Source organism: Mucilaginibacter gossypiicola (assembly GCF_900110105.1).
GTDB lineage: Bacteria > Bacteroidota > Bacteroidia > Sphingobacteriales > Sphingobacteriaceae > Mucilaginibacter > Mucilaginibacter gossypiicola.
The window spans coordinates 627,590-644,425 of the sequence record NZ_FOCL01000004.1; the positions used below are offsets into that span (position 1 = coordinate 627,590).

11 protein-coding genes are annotated in these 16,836 nt (G+C 43.2%); 9 read left to right on the forward strand and 2 right to left on the reverse strand.

Annotated features, from left to right (window positions below):
- Positions 1 to 6 precede the first annotated feature (6 nt).
- The 4 genes from BMX50_RS16260 (at position 7) to BMX50_RS16275 (ending at position 8,112) form a co-directional block, all read left to right on the forward strand.
- The gene (locus BMX50_RS16260; RefSeq protein ID WP_091211585.1) at positions 7 to 2,301 is read left to right on the forward strand and encodes a family 20 glycosylhydrolase; all 2,295 of its coding nucleotides are present in this window, start codon (positions 7 to 9) and stop codon (positions 2,299 to 2,301) included.
- Positions 2,302 to 2,317: 16 nt separating this feature from the next.
- Entirely contained in the window at positions 2,318 to 4,435 is a 2,118-nt protein-coding gene (locus BMX50_RS16265; protein ID WP_091211853.1) for a discoidin domain-containing protein, read from the forward strand.
- 68 nt (positions 4,436 to 4,503) lie between these two features.
- On the forward strand, positions 4,504 to 6,780 hold the full coding sequence (locus tag BMX50_RS16270) for a GH92 family glycosyl hydrolase (protein WP_091211586.1): 2,277 nt from the start codon (positions 4,504 to 4,506) through the stop codon (positions 6,778 to 6,780).
- Positions 6,781 to 7,026: 246 nt separating this feature from the next.
- Positions 7,027 to 8,112, forward strand: coding sequence for a DNA topoisomerase IB (locus tag BMX50_RS16275; protein ID WP_091211587.1), 1,086 nt, complete (start codon positions 7,027 to 7,029; stop codon positions 8,110 to 8,112).
- 111 nt (positions 8,113 to 8,223) lie between these two features.
- Here the strand turns inward: BMX50_RS16275 and BMX50_RS16280 are convergent, their stop codons facing one another.
- Positions 8,224 to 10,197, reverse strand: coding sequence for a M56 family metallopeptidase (locus BMX50_RS16280; protein ID WP_091211588.1), 1,974 nt, complete (start codon positions 10,195 to 10,197; stop codon positions 8,224 to 8,226).
- Positions 10,198 to 10,208: 11 nt separating this feature from the next.
- Positions 10,209 to 10,565, reverse strand: coding sequence for a BlaI/MecI/CopY family transcriptional regulator (locus tag BMX50_RS16285; protein WP_091211589.1), 357 nt, complete (start codon positions 10,563 to 10,565; stop codon positions 10,209 to 10,211).
- Between the two features lie 370 nt (positions 10,566 to 10,935).
- Between BMX50_RS16285 and BMX50_RS16290 the strand changes: the two genes are divergently transcribed.
- The 5 genes from BMX50_RS16290 to BMX50_RS16310 all read left to right on the forward strand — a co-directional run bounded on the left by BMX50_RS16290 (position 10,936) and on the right by BMX50_RS16310 (position 16,457).
- Positions 10,936 to 12,519: an FAD-dependent oxidoreductase gene (locus BMX50_RS16290; protein WP_208864728.1), complete on the forward strand. Its 1,584-nt coding sequence runs from the start codon at positions 10,936 to 10,938 to the stop codon at positions 12,517 to 12,519.
- Positions 12,520 to 12,553: 34 nt separating this feature from the next.
- A complete protein-coding gene (locus BMX50_RS16295; protein ID WP_167667963.1) occupies positions 12,554 to 13,720 on the forward strand; it encodes a pyridoxal phosphate-dependent aminotransferase in 1,167 nt (388 codons plus the stop codon).
- Between the two features lie 119 nt (positions 13,721 to 13,839).
- On the forward strand, positions 13,840 to 14,832 hold the full coding sequence (locus BMX50_RS16300) for a Hint domain-containing protein (protein ID WP_091211591.1): 993 nt from the start codon (positions 13,840 to 13,842) through the stop codon (positions 14,830 to 14,832).
- A 154-nt stretch (positions 14,833 to 14,986) separates the two neighbouring features.
- Complete coding sequence (locus tag BMX50_RS16305) at positions 14,987 to 15,829, forward strand: SDR family NAD(P)-dependent oxidoreductase (protein ID WP_091211592.1); 843 nt, start codon at positions 14,987 to 14,989, stop codon at positions 15,827 to 15,829.
- A gap of 115 nt (positions 15,830 to 15,944) precedes the next feature.
- Positions 15,945 to 16,457, forward strand: a complete 513-nt coding sequence (locus BMX50_RS16310; protein WP_091211855.1) for a c-type cytochrome — start codon at positions 15,945 to 15,947, stop codon at positions 16,455 to 16,457.
- Positions 16,458 to 16,836 lie beyond the last annotated feature (379 nt).

The window sequence follows — 16,836 nt, forward strand, 5'->3', positions numbered from 1 at the left end:
GAAACAATGAAGATCATTTCAAAATATTTGTCAGCAGCGGCATTCGCGCTTATCTGTACCGGTGCTGTTAATGCCCAGGAAACAGCAGCAAAATTTCCTTTGATCCCTTACCCGGCTCAATTAACGGCGGGTGAAGGTTCATTTACTATAACATCTAAAACCGGCATAGTAACTTCCAATGCTTTCAACACCGAGGCTTACGCCTTGAAAGACCTGTTGCGTAAAGGTTTAGGCAAGCCTATTGAAGTAAGCAAGATAAAGAAAGCTCATGCTATTAACCTTGTTTATGACGCAAGTATAACCACTCCCGAAGCGTACCGCATGAGTGTTACTAAGGAGCAGATTGTTATTCGTGCAAAAGATCCTGCCGGTGTGTTTCACGCGGTAGAAACTATTCGTCAGTTATTGCCTGTTGGCATTGAAGCGGGCGTTGTGCAAAAGCAATTGTCTTTACCCGTTGTGGCTATTGAAGACGCACCTGTTTACGAATGGCGTGGTATGCACCTGGATGTATCGAGGCATTTCTTTTCGGTAAGCTACCTGAAAAAATTTATCGACAGGATGGCTTTGTACAAGATGAACAAGCTGCACCTGCATTTAACCGATGATCAGGGCTGGCGTATCGAAATAAAAAAATATCCCCTGCTTACCGAAGCCGGTGCATGGCGCACCTTCAACAACCAGGATTCGGCCTGCATGAAAAAGGCTAAGGATAATCCTGATTTTGTGATCGATAAAGAGCATATCATTCAAAAAAACGGTAAAGCCATGTACGGTGGTTTTTACACGCAGGATGAAATGAAAGGCGTAGTAGCTTATGCTGCTGCACGTCATATCGACATTGTTCCGGAAATTGATATGCCGGGGCACATGATGGCTGCCATTAACTCGTATCCGTTTTTAACCTGCGATGGTGAAAATAAATGGGGCGAGCTGTTCACCAAACCAATCTGCCCGTGTAATGAAAGTACCTTTGAGTTTGCCGAAAATGTATTTACCGAGATCATGCAGATCTTCCCCTCTAAATATATCCACATTGGTGGCGATGAAGTTGACCGTACCAATTGGGGTAAATTAGACGCCTGTAAAGCTTTAATGGCCAAAGAAGGTATTAAAGACCTTGCCGGATTGCATAGTTATTTCATCAACCGCATGGAGAAATTCTTCAACTCCAAAGGCCGCAAACTGATTGGTTGGGACGAGGTAATTGAAGGAGGCATTAGCCCAACAGCTATTATTATGTACTGGCGCACATGGGTTCCTGATGCACCGGTTAAAGCTGTGAAGAATGGCAATACCGTGATTATGACACCAGGCGAGCCGCTTTATTTTGACAATCAGCCCGATCAGTATTCTGTTAGCAAAGTGTATCATTTTAACCCGGTGCCTAAAGTATTGAATGCCGAAGAAGCGAAATCAATTATTGGTGCGCAGGCCAATCTCTGGTCGGAAATGATCCCCTCTGAAAAACGCGCCGATTATATGTATATGCCGCGGTTAACCGCACTGTCTGAAATGCTGTGGACACACAAGGAAAGTGAATATGATTCATACCTGGAGCGTTTAACTCAACAATACAAAAGGATGGACGCGATGAAGATCAACTATCGCTTGCCCGATCTTCCTAATCTGCTTAATCAGTATGTTTTCACTAACGAAGGCAAGCTAAGCATTACATCTCCATTGCCGAGCCTTACTATTCGCTATACTACTGATGGCTCATTGCCCGATACCAAATCGCCAGTATTGCCATCGCCATTAACTGTCTCTAAATCAGAATTGGTGAGGGTTGCTGCGTTTACACCAACAGGTACCCGCGGTGATGTTTACAACCTGAATTATACGCAACAACAAATGCTTGGGCCGGTAAAAATTGCTCCACCCAAACCTGGACTTACTGCTACTTATTACAAGGCTTTCTTTAAAAAGACTGCTTTAATGCAAAACGCAAAAGTTGACAGCACTTTCAGTACTGATAAAATCGAGGTGCCTGCGTCGGTTAAGGCCCCATCATTCGGGATTACCTATAAAGGCTATATCGATGTGCCGACCGACGGTATTTACAGCTTTTATTTAACCTGCGATGATGGCGGAGTGCTTTACATTGGCGATAAAACTGTTGTTGATAACGATGGTAACCACTCGGCGCAGGAACGGAGCGGACAGGTTGCGTTAAAAATGGGTGCGCATCCGTTTAAGCTTGATTTTATTGAAGGAGGCGGCGGCTTTAAGCTGTTGCTAAAATATAGTGTTAATGGCTCGGCCCCACAGGATGTGCCAGCATCATGGTTCAAAAACTAATAACCTAATACCAATTATGAAGAAGTTTACAGGCATAGCCTTATTGTTACTTACGGTCGGTTTAAATGGTTTCGGTCAAACTGCTCCTAAGCCTTATGGCGTATTGCCTACACAAGGGCAGCTTAACTGGCAGGAAACAGGTATGTATTGCATTATCCATTACGGGGTGGATACTTATACCAACAAAGAGTGGGGATTTGGCGATGAAGATCCGAAGATTTTTAACCCATCGCAGTTTAGCGCCTTGCAGATAGTTGCCGCCGCAAAAGCCGGTGGTTTTAAAGGTGTGGTTGTGGTAGCCAAACACCATGATGGTTTTTGCATTTGGCCAACTAAAACTACGGAACACAATATTACCCAAAGCCCATATAAAAACGGCAAGGGCGATATGCTGAAAGAATATCGTGAGGCTTGCGATAAGCTTGGTATGAAACTGGGTGTTTACTGCTCACCATGGGACAGAAACAATCCTTACTACGGAACCGCCGAATATGTAAAGATTTACCGTGAGCAACTGAAAGAATTGTATACCAATTACGGCCCGTTGTTTATTTCATGGCATGACGGAGCCAACGGTGGTGATGGCTATTATGGAGGCAAGCGCGAAGTGAGGAAAATTGACCGCTCAACTTATTATGGTTGGGATACGACTTGGGCTATTACCCGTAAGCTGCAACCTAACGCGGTGCTGTTTGGCGACGTTGGCCCCGATGTGCGTTGGGTAGGTAATGAGGAAGGCCATGCGGGAGAAACCTGCTGGGCTACCTATACGCCCCATGCGCCGGATGAAGGAAAAATCCCAGCTAATGGTTATGTAAAAGATTATGAAGGCACCGAAGGTACCCGCAATGGTAAATACTGGATGCCGGCCGAGTGTGATGTGTCTTTACGTCCGGGATGGTTTTATCACAAAGTGCAGGACGAAGGTGTAAAATCGCCTTATACCTTGCTCGATCTGTATTACAAAAGCGTAGGCCGTGGTGCGGCGCTTGATCTGGGTTTATCTCCTGATCCGCGTGGTATTATTAACGAGATTGACGTTAAATCGTTAACAGAGTTTGGCAACTTGCTTAAACAAACCTTTGCTGTTAATTTGGCAAAAGGCGCAACACTAACGGCAAGCAATGTACGCGGTGGTAACAAAGCCAAATTCGGCCCGCAATTTTTGTTGGATGATAACCGCTACAGCTATTGGGCTACTGATGATAACGTAACTACTCCCGAATTAACTATCGATCTGCATTCGCCAAAAACGTTTAACGTGATCCGTCTGCGTGAAAATATCAAGCTTGGTCAGCGTATAGAGGCTGTTGCCGTAGATGCTTATTTAAACGGCAAATGGGAGCAAATAGGCGAGGCTACCAGTATTGGCGGTAACAGGTTGATCCGTTTAACGCAAAATATCACTGCAAGTAAATTAAGGCTGAGGGTTACTGCGTCGCCGGTGGCTATTGCTTTGAGCGATTTCGGGATTTATAAAGAGCCAGTTCATTTAACTGCACCAAAAATATCCCGCAATAAAAGTGGTGAAGTAAGCATTACTACCGAAGCTCCGGTGAGCGCCATCCGCTATACGGTTGATGGGCACGAGCCAACGCTCAGTTCGCCGGTTTATAGCAAACCATTTGCGCTTAATGATGGTGGTGTAGTAAAGGCCCGTAGTTTTGAAGGTAAAGATCAGCAAAGCGAAAGCGCTTATGTATCATTCGGCTATGCCAAAACAGATTGGAAAGTACTGGACGCAACAGCCGCTAACGGAGGATGGGGGAAAGCAGAAAATGCTTTCGACGAAAATACCGGCAGTGTTTACAGTACCCTTAAAAAAGAAGATGCGCAATTCCCGCAGCAAATCAGCGTTGATTTGGGTAAGGAACAAAAGATAAAAGCATTTGGTTATTTACCAAGGCAGGATAAACAATCTGAAGGCATTGTTGATAGTTATGTTTTCTACGTAAGTAATGATGGCAAAACCTGGGAAAAGGTGGCATCTGGCGAGTTCTCTAATATCAAATCGAACCCAATTGAGCAACCTGTAGCGTTAAAGCAGGCATTTAGCGCTCGTTATTTTAAATTTGAAGCCACGCATGTAATTGCAGGCAATGGTATCACTGTTGCCGAATTAAGCGTTTATTAATAATCTATTAAGTATTGGGGTTTACTTTGGCAGCAATATAAACCTCAATACTATCATTTAAGTAAAGAATGAAAAAACAACTCGTTTTGGCCGGTTTACTGGCCCTGGTTAATTTAAGCGCCCAGGCACAAAGGCACCAATCGCAGCCCATGAAAAAGGCCGGCGGTTTAACACAATATGTCGACCCATATATTGGCACCGGTTTTCATGGTCACGTTTTTGTGGGTGCCAGTGTTCCGTTTGGAGCAGTGCAGTTAGGCCCAACCAATATTTCTGAGGGTTGGGACTGGTGTTCGGGCTATCATATTTCTGATTCTACCATCATCGGTTTCCAGCATACACATCTGAGCGGTACCGGTATTGGTGATCTGGGCGATATCTCCTTTATGCCTACAACCGGGCCAATCAACGTATACAAAGGCAGCAACAAAAATTTAAAAAGCGGTTATGTATCCTTGTTCAGTCACAAGGATGAGGTTGTAAAGCCTGGCTACTACAAAGTAAAGCTTAAAAAATACGATATCGGTGTTGAGCTTACTGCCAGTACCCGCGTTGGGATGCACAAATACACCTTCCCGGCATCAAAAGATGCACACATCCTGATTGATTTGCAGGAGGGTATTGGCTGGGACAGGCCAATGGAAACCTATATTAAACAGGTAGATCAAAATACCATTTGTGGTTATCGTTTTTCAAAAGGCTGGGCAAATGATCAACGTATTTATTTTACAGCGGTGTTTTCAAAGCCTATTAAAACATTTAATGTTTATGATAGTACCGCCAGCGCAAAAGGTACCGAGCTTAAAGGTGTAAAAGTAAAAGGTGTTATCAGCTTTGCTACCACCAAAGGCGAAGTTGTTTATGCTAAAGTTGGTATCTCACCGGTGAGCGCGAAGAATGCCCTGCTTAATATCGAAACTGAGATACCAGGATGGGATTTCAATAAAGTGGTTGCCGATGCTGATGCTGCCTGGAACAAACAGTTTCAGAAAATTGTGATCAAGGCCGATTCATTATCACAGATGAAGAAGTTTTATACTGCTTTTTATCATACCATGATAGCGCCATCTATTTTTAACGATGTGAATGGCGAATACTGGGGAACCGACAAAAAGGTACACAAAAACGAAGGTTTCAATAACGTAACCACGTTTTCGTTGTGGGATACTTACCGTTCAAACAATCCGCTGTCAACCATTATCCACCCTGAGCATGTTAATGACATGATCAATTCAATGCTGGCTATTTATCAGCAGCAGGGCAGTTTACCGGTTTGGCATTTAATGGCTAATGAAACCAATTGTATGGTGGGTTACAGCGCAGTACCTGTTGTTGCAGATGCTTTGTTAAAGGGTTATAAAGGTTTTGATGCTAATTTAGCTTATGAAGCCATGAAAACCACAGCGATGGGTGACGATCGCGGTATCAAATACGTTAAAAAATACGGCTATATCCCTGCCGACAGCAGCCGCGAATCGGTTTCAATGGGCCTTGAATATGCTATTGACGACTGGAGCCTGGCGCAGGTAGCCAAAAAGTTGGGCAAAACTGAAGATTATGCTTATTTCAGCAAACGCGGTGCCTATTACAAGAACTATTACGACGCGAAAGCCGGCTTCATGCGTGGCCGTTTATCGCAGGATGCATGGCGTACTCCGTATAGCCCCTTCATTTCTATCCATGAAACTGGTGACTTTACCGAAGGCAATGGCTGGCAATATACCTTCCTTGTTCCGCAGGATGTGGAAGGTTTGATAGATATGTTGGGCGGGGTTGATAAGTTCAATACCAAGCTTGATTCATTGTTTATTGCGCAAGGTGATATGGGCAAATTTAAATCGCCTGATGTGTCAGGTTTGATAGGCCAGTATGCACACGGAAATGAACCAAGCCACCCAATGAGCTACTACTATGCTTACTCTGGCAAACCATGGAAAACTGCCGAAAAGGTACGGTTCATTTTAGATGATTTTTATACTGATAAACCGGATGGTATTATCGGCAATGAGGATGTAGGGCAGATGTCGGCCTGGTATGTGTTGTCGGCTGTGGGCTTTTACCCGGTTAATCCGGCTAATGGTTTGTATGTATTTGGCAGCCCGGTAGTAAATGAAGCTACTTTGCAATTGCAGGGAAATAAGAAATTCCACGTAGTGGTTAAAAATAATGGCCCTAAAAATAAATACATTCAGGCCATGACGTTAAACGGCGCCAACTACACCAAAACTTACATCAAACATACTGATGTGATGGCAGGCGGCGAGTTAGTTATTACCATGGGCGATAAGCCCGGCACTGTTTGGGGCGTTGGTGAGGCTAATAAAGCGGTTTCGGTGTTGAAGTAATCTTTCTGATATGTCATTGCGAGCGCAGCGTGGCAATCGCACGGAAACCGAGCCGCTCTGTACAGCCGCCCCGTATCGCATGCGATTGCTTCGTACCTCGCAATGACATAATTATATTAATGAAAAAAGGGATGCCCGTCGGGCATCCCTTTTTTCATTAAAGAGACTTAAGGCAATAATCTAAAATATCTTCATACTATAAATCCCTAATTAAAACTTAATCTCTCCTCCGTATGTTATCTCCACATGAACCGTCTCCTCAAAAAGCTCGAAAAAATTGGCCGTGACCCTAAGATCACTGCAAAGGCAGTTGGCCTGCGTTATGTATCTGATTCATCGCCGGGTTATACCCGTAAAAAATCGGGTAAAGGCTGGAGCTATTACGATGCAGACGGCGGTCTTGTGAAAGACAAAGATTTGATAGCAAGGTTCAATAAGCTGGTGATCCCCCCGGCTTATACCCATGTTTGGATCTCACCTTATGAGAATGGTCACTTGCAATTTACCGGTACAGATGCTGCCGGGCGCAAGCAATACCGGTATCATGCTCATTGGAACCAGATCCGGAACCAATCCAAATATCACCGGATGCAAACCTTTGCGGCACATTTGCCTGCTATTCGTGAACAGGTAGATAAAGATCTGGCGAGGCGTAATCTCGATCATGAAAAGGTGGTGGCGCTGGTAGTACGTTTAATGGAACTTACCAGTATCAGGGTTGGCAACGAATCATACAAAAAACTTTATGGCTCATTTGGTTTAACTACCCTGCAAAACAGGCACGTGAAGGTTGAAGGCTCTAATCTCAGGTTTGAGTTTAAGGGTAAGAAAGGGGTATTTCACAAAGTGCAGTTACAAAGCCGCAAACTGGCCCGATTGGTGAAACAATGCAGGGATATCCCCGGTAAGGAGCTTTTTCAATATTATAACGAGGATGGTACAAGGTGCAGCGTAGGCTCCGGGGATATCAACAGCTACCTGCATGAAATTACCGGCGAAGATTTTACTGCCAAAGATTTCCGTACCTGGGCTGGCAGTGTAAGTGCATTATACGCTTTTAAAGAAGCCGGAGAGTTTGACAGCATTACCGAGTGTAAAAAGAAGATAGTGAGTGTTTTGGATGAGGTAGCCATAAACCTTGGGAACACGCGTACTGTTTGTAAAAAGTACTACGTGCACCCAACGGTTATTAAAAGTTATGAGGAGGGAACCATTTTTAAGTACATCGGCCAGCTTGATGAACGCGAAGATGTAAAAGCTGCCGAACTTAATATTGCTGAGAAAGCATTACTCAACCTGCTGGAAACGGAAAAACTGGCCGAGGCCAGTTGAAGGTTGATTGTGTTTGAGGTTACTTAAGAGAGTGGTTATTTCTACTTAACTATTAACTGATCTTATCGAAATAAAACTACTCACCTAATCCAACCTAATCAACCAATTACTTTACTTTTTGCGGGTGGTAATCACTACTACACCGTCTTTAGCTTTATCGCCATATTTTTTTGTGGCATCATCGCCTTTGAGTATGGAGATGCTCTCTATTCTATCGGGATCAAGTTTTTTTAGTGCATCTATGGTGCTGTTTTTCCCATCTATCACAACAAAAGGGTCTTTGTCGCCATTAGTTACAATGCTCATCCCATTCACCTTTATTGCTTTAACGTTTGCTTTTTTGCCGTAACCGGTAACAACAACATCACCGCCGTTTGCTACCACTGCATCATTGTCGGATGTTATAGAATAGGTGTACGATGTTGGTTTTGATTTTACCCCGTTAATGGTTACTGTACTGCTACCGCTGGCACTGGTGCTTGTTGAGTTGCGGCCTTTTACAACAACCACGTTTTTTACGTTTTTAACATCAACGTTTTTGTCATCTGGCGTTATAACAAAGCTAACGTCGTCATTCAGCGGCAGCTCTTCTCCGGTCGCTTTATTAACAAGTGCTGTTTTGATGCGCAGGTTTTTATGAATGCTTTTATCACCCGGCCCTACAGCCATTACATTAATGTTATCATTATCATTTAGCGGAGTATAGCCGCTTAGGCTTGAGCCAACCTTTTTAAAGGTAGTGCTTGGTACGCTTTTTTCGAGCTCGTCCTTATTGGGGGCATCTTTAGTAATTATATAGGCCACTTTAACTGGCTTGTCCTCTTCAGTTTTTACAAACTTCCGTGCGTTGTCGCCTGTTAGTATATACATGTTTTCGATTTTTGTTGGGTCGAGGTTTTTACCGGTAGATACCACGCCATTTACAACAAATACCAATGAATCTCTGTTAATGTCGCTTATTATCCTGAGCTTTTTGCTGGTGTCATTTGATGCGGCTAAGGGAGCAGAAGGGGTAAGCGGAGCTAAGCCTAACTTTGGAAGCGCGACCGGTGCAGCAGCTATAGCAGCTTTAGGCGACTTTGTTTTTAAAGGTGCTTTTGGAGTTTTGGCAGTTTTGGCAGCTTGTTTAACATCTTCGTCGGGATTGATGTTAACGATCCTGGCCAGCGGCTGTACTGCGGCGGCAAGGGTGATCCTCACAGGTTTGGCAAAATCAGCCTTTGAAATGCTGAATACCAGTAACAGGGCCATAACGGCCGGCACTACAAAAGCGTAGCGGGTGAGGTTAAGTTTTGACGATCTTTTCGCGTTCATCATGATTATCCGTTTTTTTATGGTTGAAATATTGAAATGGTTTACAATGCTGGGTTGGGTATTATTAAAACTCACGTTCACCAAACTGTATTGGTAAGTTCTACTGTCGATACCGTTTTTAAGAATTTTGCGGTCGGTAATAAACTCAATGTTTTCCCTTACCGCCCTTTTTATAAGCCAGATACCTGGGTTAAACCAGTAAAAAATGCTACTAAGCTCTGCCAGCAAAATATCAGCCGTATGCCATTGGTTTACATGTACCTGCTCATGCAGCAGGATCGATTTTAAATCCGCGGGTTCATGTTTGGCCGGGTTTACATAAATGCTTCGCCAAAAAGAAAATGGTGCCGCATCTTTGTCCATTACCCTTACAAGGTGTTCGCCTATATATTGAGGTTTGGAGTTTTTATACAATCGTAACAGGGATAAAAGCTGCAGGGCCAGGCGGATGAACAGCAGGCCTGCACCCGTCCAGAAAATAATGCCCAGCCAATACCAGTAATCAAATGTTTGAACCGGCTGGCCTGTCAGTTGTACGTGCGACTGCCAGTTGATGGCGATCTGCTCCATAGGTTTGGCCAGTTCTTCGTGTCGCTGCACAAAGGCCAAAAAGTTGATCTGCGGGTAGATACTTGCAAACAGGATAGCTGCAAGCAAATAGATGCGGTTAAGCGTATAAAAGGTGAGGGGCCTCAGCACCAGGTAATAGCCCGTACAAAACAACAACAGGGCTATGTTTACTTTTAATAAAAAAACAAATGTTGCCGGCATGATCGTAAGGTTTATTGTTTTTCAATAAGTTTAATGATCTCTTTCAGGTCGGTAGCGCTGATTTTTTTTTCGTTGGCGAAAAACGTGACCAGGTCTTTATAGGAGTTTTGGAAGTAGTTGCTTACAAAACCGCTCATAAATCGCTTTTTATATTCCTCTTCCTGTATCACCGGCAGGTAACGAAACGAGTTACCCATTTTTTCGCTTTTCAAAAATCCTTTGCGTTCCAGGTTCTTTACGGTTGAAGCGAGAGTAGTGTAGGGGGGCTTTGGTTCGGCCAGCTGATCTAAAAAATCCTTGATAAATCCCGGGCCCGATTGCCACACTGCCTGCATTGCTTCTTCCTCTTGTTGCGATAATTTTTCCATTACATTTACGATTGTTTCGTAAATCTACGAACTATTCGTAGTAAAGCAAATTTATTTTCACTTTTTAACAGAATTTAACGTTTGGCGGTAGAGATTAGAGGATTGTCTGAACTCGAATTAAACGAATAAAATGAATTAACGGAATGGCAGACAAATTCAATAAATTCTTATGATTCGTTTAATTCGAGTTCAGACTAAAATTCTGATTCAGACAGCTATCAACCATATCTTAACGCAAATTCATTAGCTACCAAACCAACGCTGTTAATTTTATAAAAATCATAACAAAAGTTGATCTGAGCTTAACATAGAAACAAACAAAAAACTATATTTAAAGCAGAGTTGATTGTAAAACATAAATACGCGCTTATTGAAAACTATTACCCGCAGGGACTTTTTAGGAAAAGGTGCCATGCTGGCTGGTGGGGCATATCCCGCTATGCTTGCCCTTGGCTTATTAAAACCATCGCCGGCTCATGCCTTTAATCTCGAAGGCAATGGCAAAGGAAAACACATTGTTATTTTAGGCGCTGGTTTGGCCGGCATGACCAGTGCCTACGAACTCGGTAAACTCGGCTATCAGTGCACCATTCTGGAGGCACGGCAACGCGCAGGTGGTCGCTGTTTCAGTATCCGCAACGGAAGCACCAATACCGAAATTGACAAGCCCACCGCAACAGCCCATTTTGATGCCGGGCAATATTTTAACGCCGGCCCTTCGCGCATTCCGCACAATCATGAACTTACCCTGCATTATTGTAAAGAATTGGGCGTGCCTATCCAGGTTTATAATAACGTAAACGAGGGGGCATACTACTTTGCTGAAGGTAAGGGGCCATTATCGAACAAAAAGATAAAGGTTAGGGAAGTTCATAATGACATCCGCGGCTACATGACCGAAATGTTGGCCAAAAGCATTGATCATGGCAGTCTCGACAGCAGTTTTACCAAAGAGGATGGCGAAAAGATCATCGAATACCTGCAGGCCGAAGGTGGGCTGGATATTGATAAGTTGTACAAAGCATCGGCACGACGTGGGTATACTGAAAGCCCCGGTGCCGGCGACAAGCCCGGCAAAATAGCTGATCCGCATAAACTGGCCGACCTGCTGCATTCGGGTTTGATGGACCCTGATTTTTATAATGTAGCCGAATATACCTATGAGCTGCAGATGACCATGTTCCAGGCCGTTGGCGGTATGGATCAGATAGCCAAAGCATTGGAAAAGAAGGTGGCGCCATCCATAAAAATGGGTGCGGAGGTTACTGCTATTAATAATGTAACTGATGGCGTTAAGATCACTTATAAAGATGCCACAGGCGAGCATGTGTTAACTGGCGACCTGTGTATCTGCACTATCCCATTGCCGGTTTTGAGTAATATCAGCAATAATTTTAGCGGTGATGTTAGTCGCGCTATTGATTATATCAGCTATAACCAAACCGGGAAGATCGGCTTGCAGTTTAAGCGCAGGTTTTGGGAAGAGGATGAGCATATCTATGGAGGTATAACGCACACTAACAATGATTTAACGCAGATTTTTTATCCATCTTATGATTATTTAGGAAAAAAAGGTATCTTGATTGGATATTACAACTTTAACGAAAAAGCGCAAAAGATCGGCGCTTTAGGCTACGCCGAGAGGGAGAAGTTCGCACTGGAAAAAGGCAGGCTTATCCACCCGCAATATGACAAGGAATTTGAAAACTCGTTTTCGGTAAGCTGGCATAAAACCAAATACAATTTAGGCGGATGGGCGGTTTATACCACCGAAACCCGTAAAACACAATACCCGGTACTATTAAAACCCGATAAGCAGGTATATTTTGCAGGCGAGCATTTAACTTACCTCAATGCCTGGATGGCCGGAGCATTTGAATCGGCCAGGAGTACGGTTGCTGCTATACATGCCAGGGTTACTAATCAGCGTACCCAATACCCGGTTCAAAAATAAAACGACGTTACAAAACATTAAATACCACCACACCATGTCAAGCACAATTAACCGCAGAAACTGGATCAAATCCAGTGCATTTATGGCCGGGGGACTGGCCTTTTTTTCAGGAACAATTGGTAAGCTGGCAGCCATGCCGGCCCGTGTATTTAAACCATTAAGCAGGGCTTTAACTGATGAGGAGGCTGTTACTAATGCAGGCTTTGAATTAAAGGCAAGGCTGCTGGCCAATGAAAACCCCTTCGGCCCGTCACCGGCCGCAAAAAAGGCTATTCAGGATGCTATTGATAAAAGCTATCAATATCCTTTTATGACGCAGGGGACCCTTTATAATAAAATAGCTCAGTATGAGGGCATCAACTACAATAATATCCTGATGGAATCGGGCTCGTCGCCGCTATTACTGGCAGCAGCTATACATTACAGCAAAGGAGGTAAAAGTATCATCACCGGTGATCCATCATATGATGACCTGCCATCGCACGCGCAGCAGCTGGAAGGTAAGTGGATCAAAGTGCCGCTTACGGTCGATTACAAGCTTGATCTTGACGCCATGGAGGCAAAGGTTGATGATAATACTGGTTTGGTATATATCTGTAACCCCAACAATCCAACAGCTACGATATTAGATACAGCTAAATTGAAAGCTTTTTGCGAACGCGTGTCGAAAAAAACAACGGTATTTGTTGACGAGGCCTATATTGATTACCTGCCCGACCCACAGGCCAGCACCATGATCAGTACTGTGAAAACCGGAAACAATGTTATTGTCGCCCGCACCTTTTCAAAGTTATATGGCTTTGCCGGTTTGCGCTGCGGTTATGTAATAGCCCAGCCTGATACTATTAAAACCTTATCTATGTATACAACAGGCTTTTCGCTTGCTGCAACCACAATTGCAGGCGCAATTGCGGCGTATCGGGAAGAGGATTTTTTAAAAGACGCACTCCAGAAAACAAATGCTTCCAAAGAATACCTGTATTCGGTACTTAAAAAAGAAGGCTATGAATACATCCCTTCATCGGCAAACTTTGTAATGTTTCCGCTTAAAATGGACGGAAAAAAGTTTGTTAATGAAATGATGAAACGCGGCGTAGGTGTTCGTAACTGGCAATTTAACAGCAAGGAGTGGTGCCGGGTAAGCATTGGCCGTATGGACGAAATGGAAGCCTTTGCTGATGCGTTTAAACAATTATCTTAAGTTTAAGAAGTACGAAATCAAGAGTCAGGAGACAAGAAGAAATGCTTCTTGCTCCCGACTTTGAAAATCATTTACTACTTCTTGGCTCTTGAATCCTGATATCTTGAATCTTTTCTAAAATGCGTAAACTCACATTAACACTACTACTTAGCTCATTACTTTATTTTGCCAAGGGGCAAACAGTAAACCCTCGTCCGCTTACTATGGATGAGTATAAAAAGGCGCAATCATTCACTATTGCCAACCTGGATAATGACACTTATATTAAATTTGAAAATACATACGTGCTTGACAGGTATGAAAGCCGTAAGCCCTATTTTATAACCGGATCTGACGGGTTAAAAAAGCGCATCGACCTGTATAAACTCGTAGCCAAAGAAGGTATGCAGGAAATAGGCCTGATGGTATTTTACACCAACGAAAAAGGTAAACTATACAAAGCGCTTGTTCCTGATTTTACTGCCGATGCCAAAGTTTGGGAACAGTATTTTCTGGATATTGATAATATCAACAAAGTGGAGCAAAACTTTATCCTAAAACTATCTTATGTGCTGTCGAAAGAAGTCAGCTTTCAACAGTATAAGGTACTTAATGGCGGCAAGGATCTGAAAGAGGAAGCGGCTACCTATGGTAATGATATCTGTTTCCCGGGTGAAGAACTGGTAACCATGGCTAATGGTGATAAAAAGATGCTGAAAGCCGTGAAAAGCGGCGATGAGGTGATCTCGGTTGATCCCGCTACTAAAAAGAACATGGTAGTTAAGGTGAAAGAACTTACTACTCACGAAGCAAAAAACTACGCTATTACCCAACTGGTACTGATATCGGCCCAAACAAAAAATACAACGGGGGGTAAAGAGGTTAAACTGAACAGCAAAGTTTTGCAAGCTACCCCTAATCATCCTATGTTAACCAAACGGGGTAATATCAAAATAGGAGAGGTCACAACCGGGCAGGAGGTACTTTGCCTTAATGAACAAACCGGTAAATACGAAGCTTTCACCGTGCTGCAAAAAACAGAACATGCCGGCGGCGTACAAAAAGTGTATAACATTGTTGCCGATGGTGGCAGCACGCTGCTCATGAATGGTGTAATGGTAATGCAGAAATAACCTGCTTTATGATCTTCAGCTAAAACTTACGAAGTTTTTTAAACTTCGTAAGTTTGGACAAGGGCGTTAACTTCAAGGTAAAACGCCATTACCTGGCCGCATCGGGAAAGTAAATTACTATCTTGTTTGTTCAAAATAATCTGCATCAGCACTTATGCCAATAAAAACAACGGTTATTACCGGGGCTACCTCCGGTATTGGTAAAGCAACGGCAACGGCCCTTGCTGCACAGGATCATGCGGTTTACCTGCTGGTTCGTAATATCATCAGGGGCGAGGCTGTTAAACAGGAAATAATTGATAAAACAGGTAACAAACATGTCTATGTAATTAAATGCGACCTGGCCGATCTGCAAAGCGTTCGCGAGGCGGCAGCCGGGCTTTCGCAAAAGTTGATGTCGGTTAATACGCTTATTAATAATGCCGGCGCGGGTTTCAGCGAAAGGCAGGTAAGTAAAGACGGGTTTGAAATGACCTTTGCTGCTAATCACCTTGGACACTTTTTATTGACCCTCAGTTTGATGCCATTGCTTGAGCGCGGACAGGCGCGTATTATCAATGTAAGCTCCGAGGGGCATAAGCTTGGGAAACCCAATTTCGATGATCTGCAATCGGTGCAAAAGTACTCGTCTGTTAAGGCTTACGGAATGGCCAAGCTTTTTAACGTTTATTTTGCCCGGTCGCTTGCACAAAAGTTTGGCGATAAAGGGATCCTTGCGTTTTCCCTGCATCCCGGCGTAGTTAACAGCAGCTTTGCCGATAAACTTAGAGGATTTGAAAAAATATTAATGAAACTGGCCCGGCCATTCATGATCACGTCCGAACAAGGGGCGGAAACATCTATCTACCTGGCCACAGCACCCCAATTGGATAAATTTAATGGCAGCTATTTTAAAAAGAAGAAGGTTGCTAAAACAGCTGTTATTGCAAAAGATGTTGCCGCACAGGAAAAACTCTGGCAGATAAGTGAGAAATTGATCAGTAAATCAGTTGTTTAGTTTTTGTACATGGCTTTGTAATCATGAATTTACCGTGAATAATTCAATCATTTGTTTGAAAATGTTGCAACATTAAAATCTATAAGTTAATTTAGATGACTTAAACATGACAATTATGCTTGTTAACAAAAAACTATTAGTTACACTCGGGCTGCTATCCATAGTAGTGTTTGGCGCCATGACCACAAGTAAACCACAGGATGAAGGTTTTAAAAACCTTAAAGTATTGCCTAAAAACATTTCGGGCGAAAACCTGCATAAGGTAATGGAAGACTGGTCGCATTCGTTGGGTGTACATTGCAACTTTTGCCATGCCCGTAACGAGGAAACTAAAAAGATGGATTGGACAAGCGATGCCAAACCTGAAAAGCAAATGGCGCGTGACATGTATAAAATGATGAACAAAATTAACCAGAAGTATTTTCATGCTAAAAAAGACTCATTGGGCATGATTATGCAGAGCGGTGTTAATTGCAATACCTGCCACCGCGGTACAGCTCACCCTGAAGTGATGGTACCTGATGGAAAAGGCCCGGGTGGCCCAGGAATGGGCCCTGGTCCGGGTGGTCAGCCAGGTCCGCCGCCGGGTGGCCCTGCTCCAGGCGCACCTGCACCAACTAAACCATAATTGTAATCACATTATCCATAAAACACAAATGCCTTTGGTAAAACCAAAGGCATTTGTGTTTTATACAGGCTTAATATCTATTCGTTTTACTTTAATGACGAAATGATTTAACAAATTATGAGATTAATAGCTAATTGGGTATTCTTTTTAGGAATAATTTTAAGGTGAGTTCATGGAAAATTCATCCATTGTAACTATTTTTATACAAAATAATAATTCGTTGGTTTTATATAAAAAAACATTTTTTGTTAGTTTATTATAGCCTGATGGATTAATTATTATAACCTTTAATAATTATCATAATTAACAAATGACTGCGGAGTTCCGAATCAAGCCACAGGAAGATACTACTACATCAACAAGTTCCAGCGAATTAATG

What these genes read in the sequence shown, in the direction of transcription:
- BMX50_RS16260 (WP_091211585.1), top strand. Translation starts at nt 7, where the DNA reads ATGAAGATCATTTCAAAATATTTGTCAGCAGCGGCATTCGCGCTTATC.
- BMX50_RS16265 (WP_091211853.1), top strand. Translation starts at nt 2,318, where the DNA reads ATGAAGAAGTTTACAGGCATAGCCTTATTGTTACTTACGGTCGGTTTA.
- BMX50_RS16270 (WP_091211586.1), top strand. Translation starts at nt 4,504, where the DNA reads ATGAAAAAACAACTCGTTTTGGCCGGTTTACTGGCCCTGGTTAATTTA.
- BMX50_RS16275 (WP_091211587.1), top strand. Translation starts at nt 7,027, where the DNA reads ATGAACCGTCTCCTCAAAAAGCTCGAAAAAATTGGCCGTGACCCTAAG.
- BMX50_RS16280 (WP_091211588.1), bottom strand. Translation starts at nt 10,197, where the DNA reads ATGCCGGCAACATTTGTTTTTTTATTAAAAGTAAACATAGCCCTGTTG.
- BMX50_RS16285 (WP_091211589.1), bottom strand. Translation starts at nt 10,565, where the DNA reads ATGGAAAAATTATCGCAACAAGAGGAAGAAGCAATGCAGGCAGTGTGG.
- BMX50_RS16295 (WP_167667963.1), top strand. Translation starts at nt 12,554, where the DNA reads ATGTCAAGCACAATTAACCGCAGAAACTGGATCAAATCCAGTGCATTT.
- BMX50_RS16300 (WP_091211591.1), top strand. Translation starts at nt 13,840, where the DNA reads ATGCGTAAACTCACATTAACACTACTACTTAGCTCATTACTTTATTTT.
- BMX50_RS16305 (WP_091211592.1), top strand. Translation starts at nt 14,987, where the DNA reads ATGCCAATAAAAACAACGGTTATTACCGGGGCTACCTCCGGTATTGGT.
- BMX50_RS16310 (WP_091211855.1), top strand. Translation starts at nt 15,945, where the DNA reads ATGCTTGTTAACAAAAAACTATTAGTTACACTCGGGCTGCTATCCATA.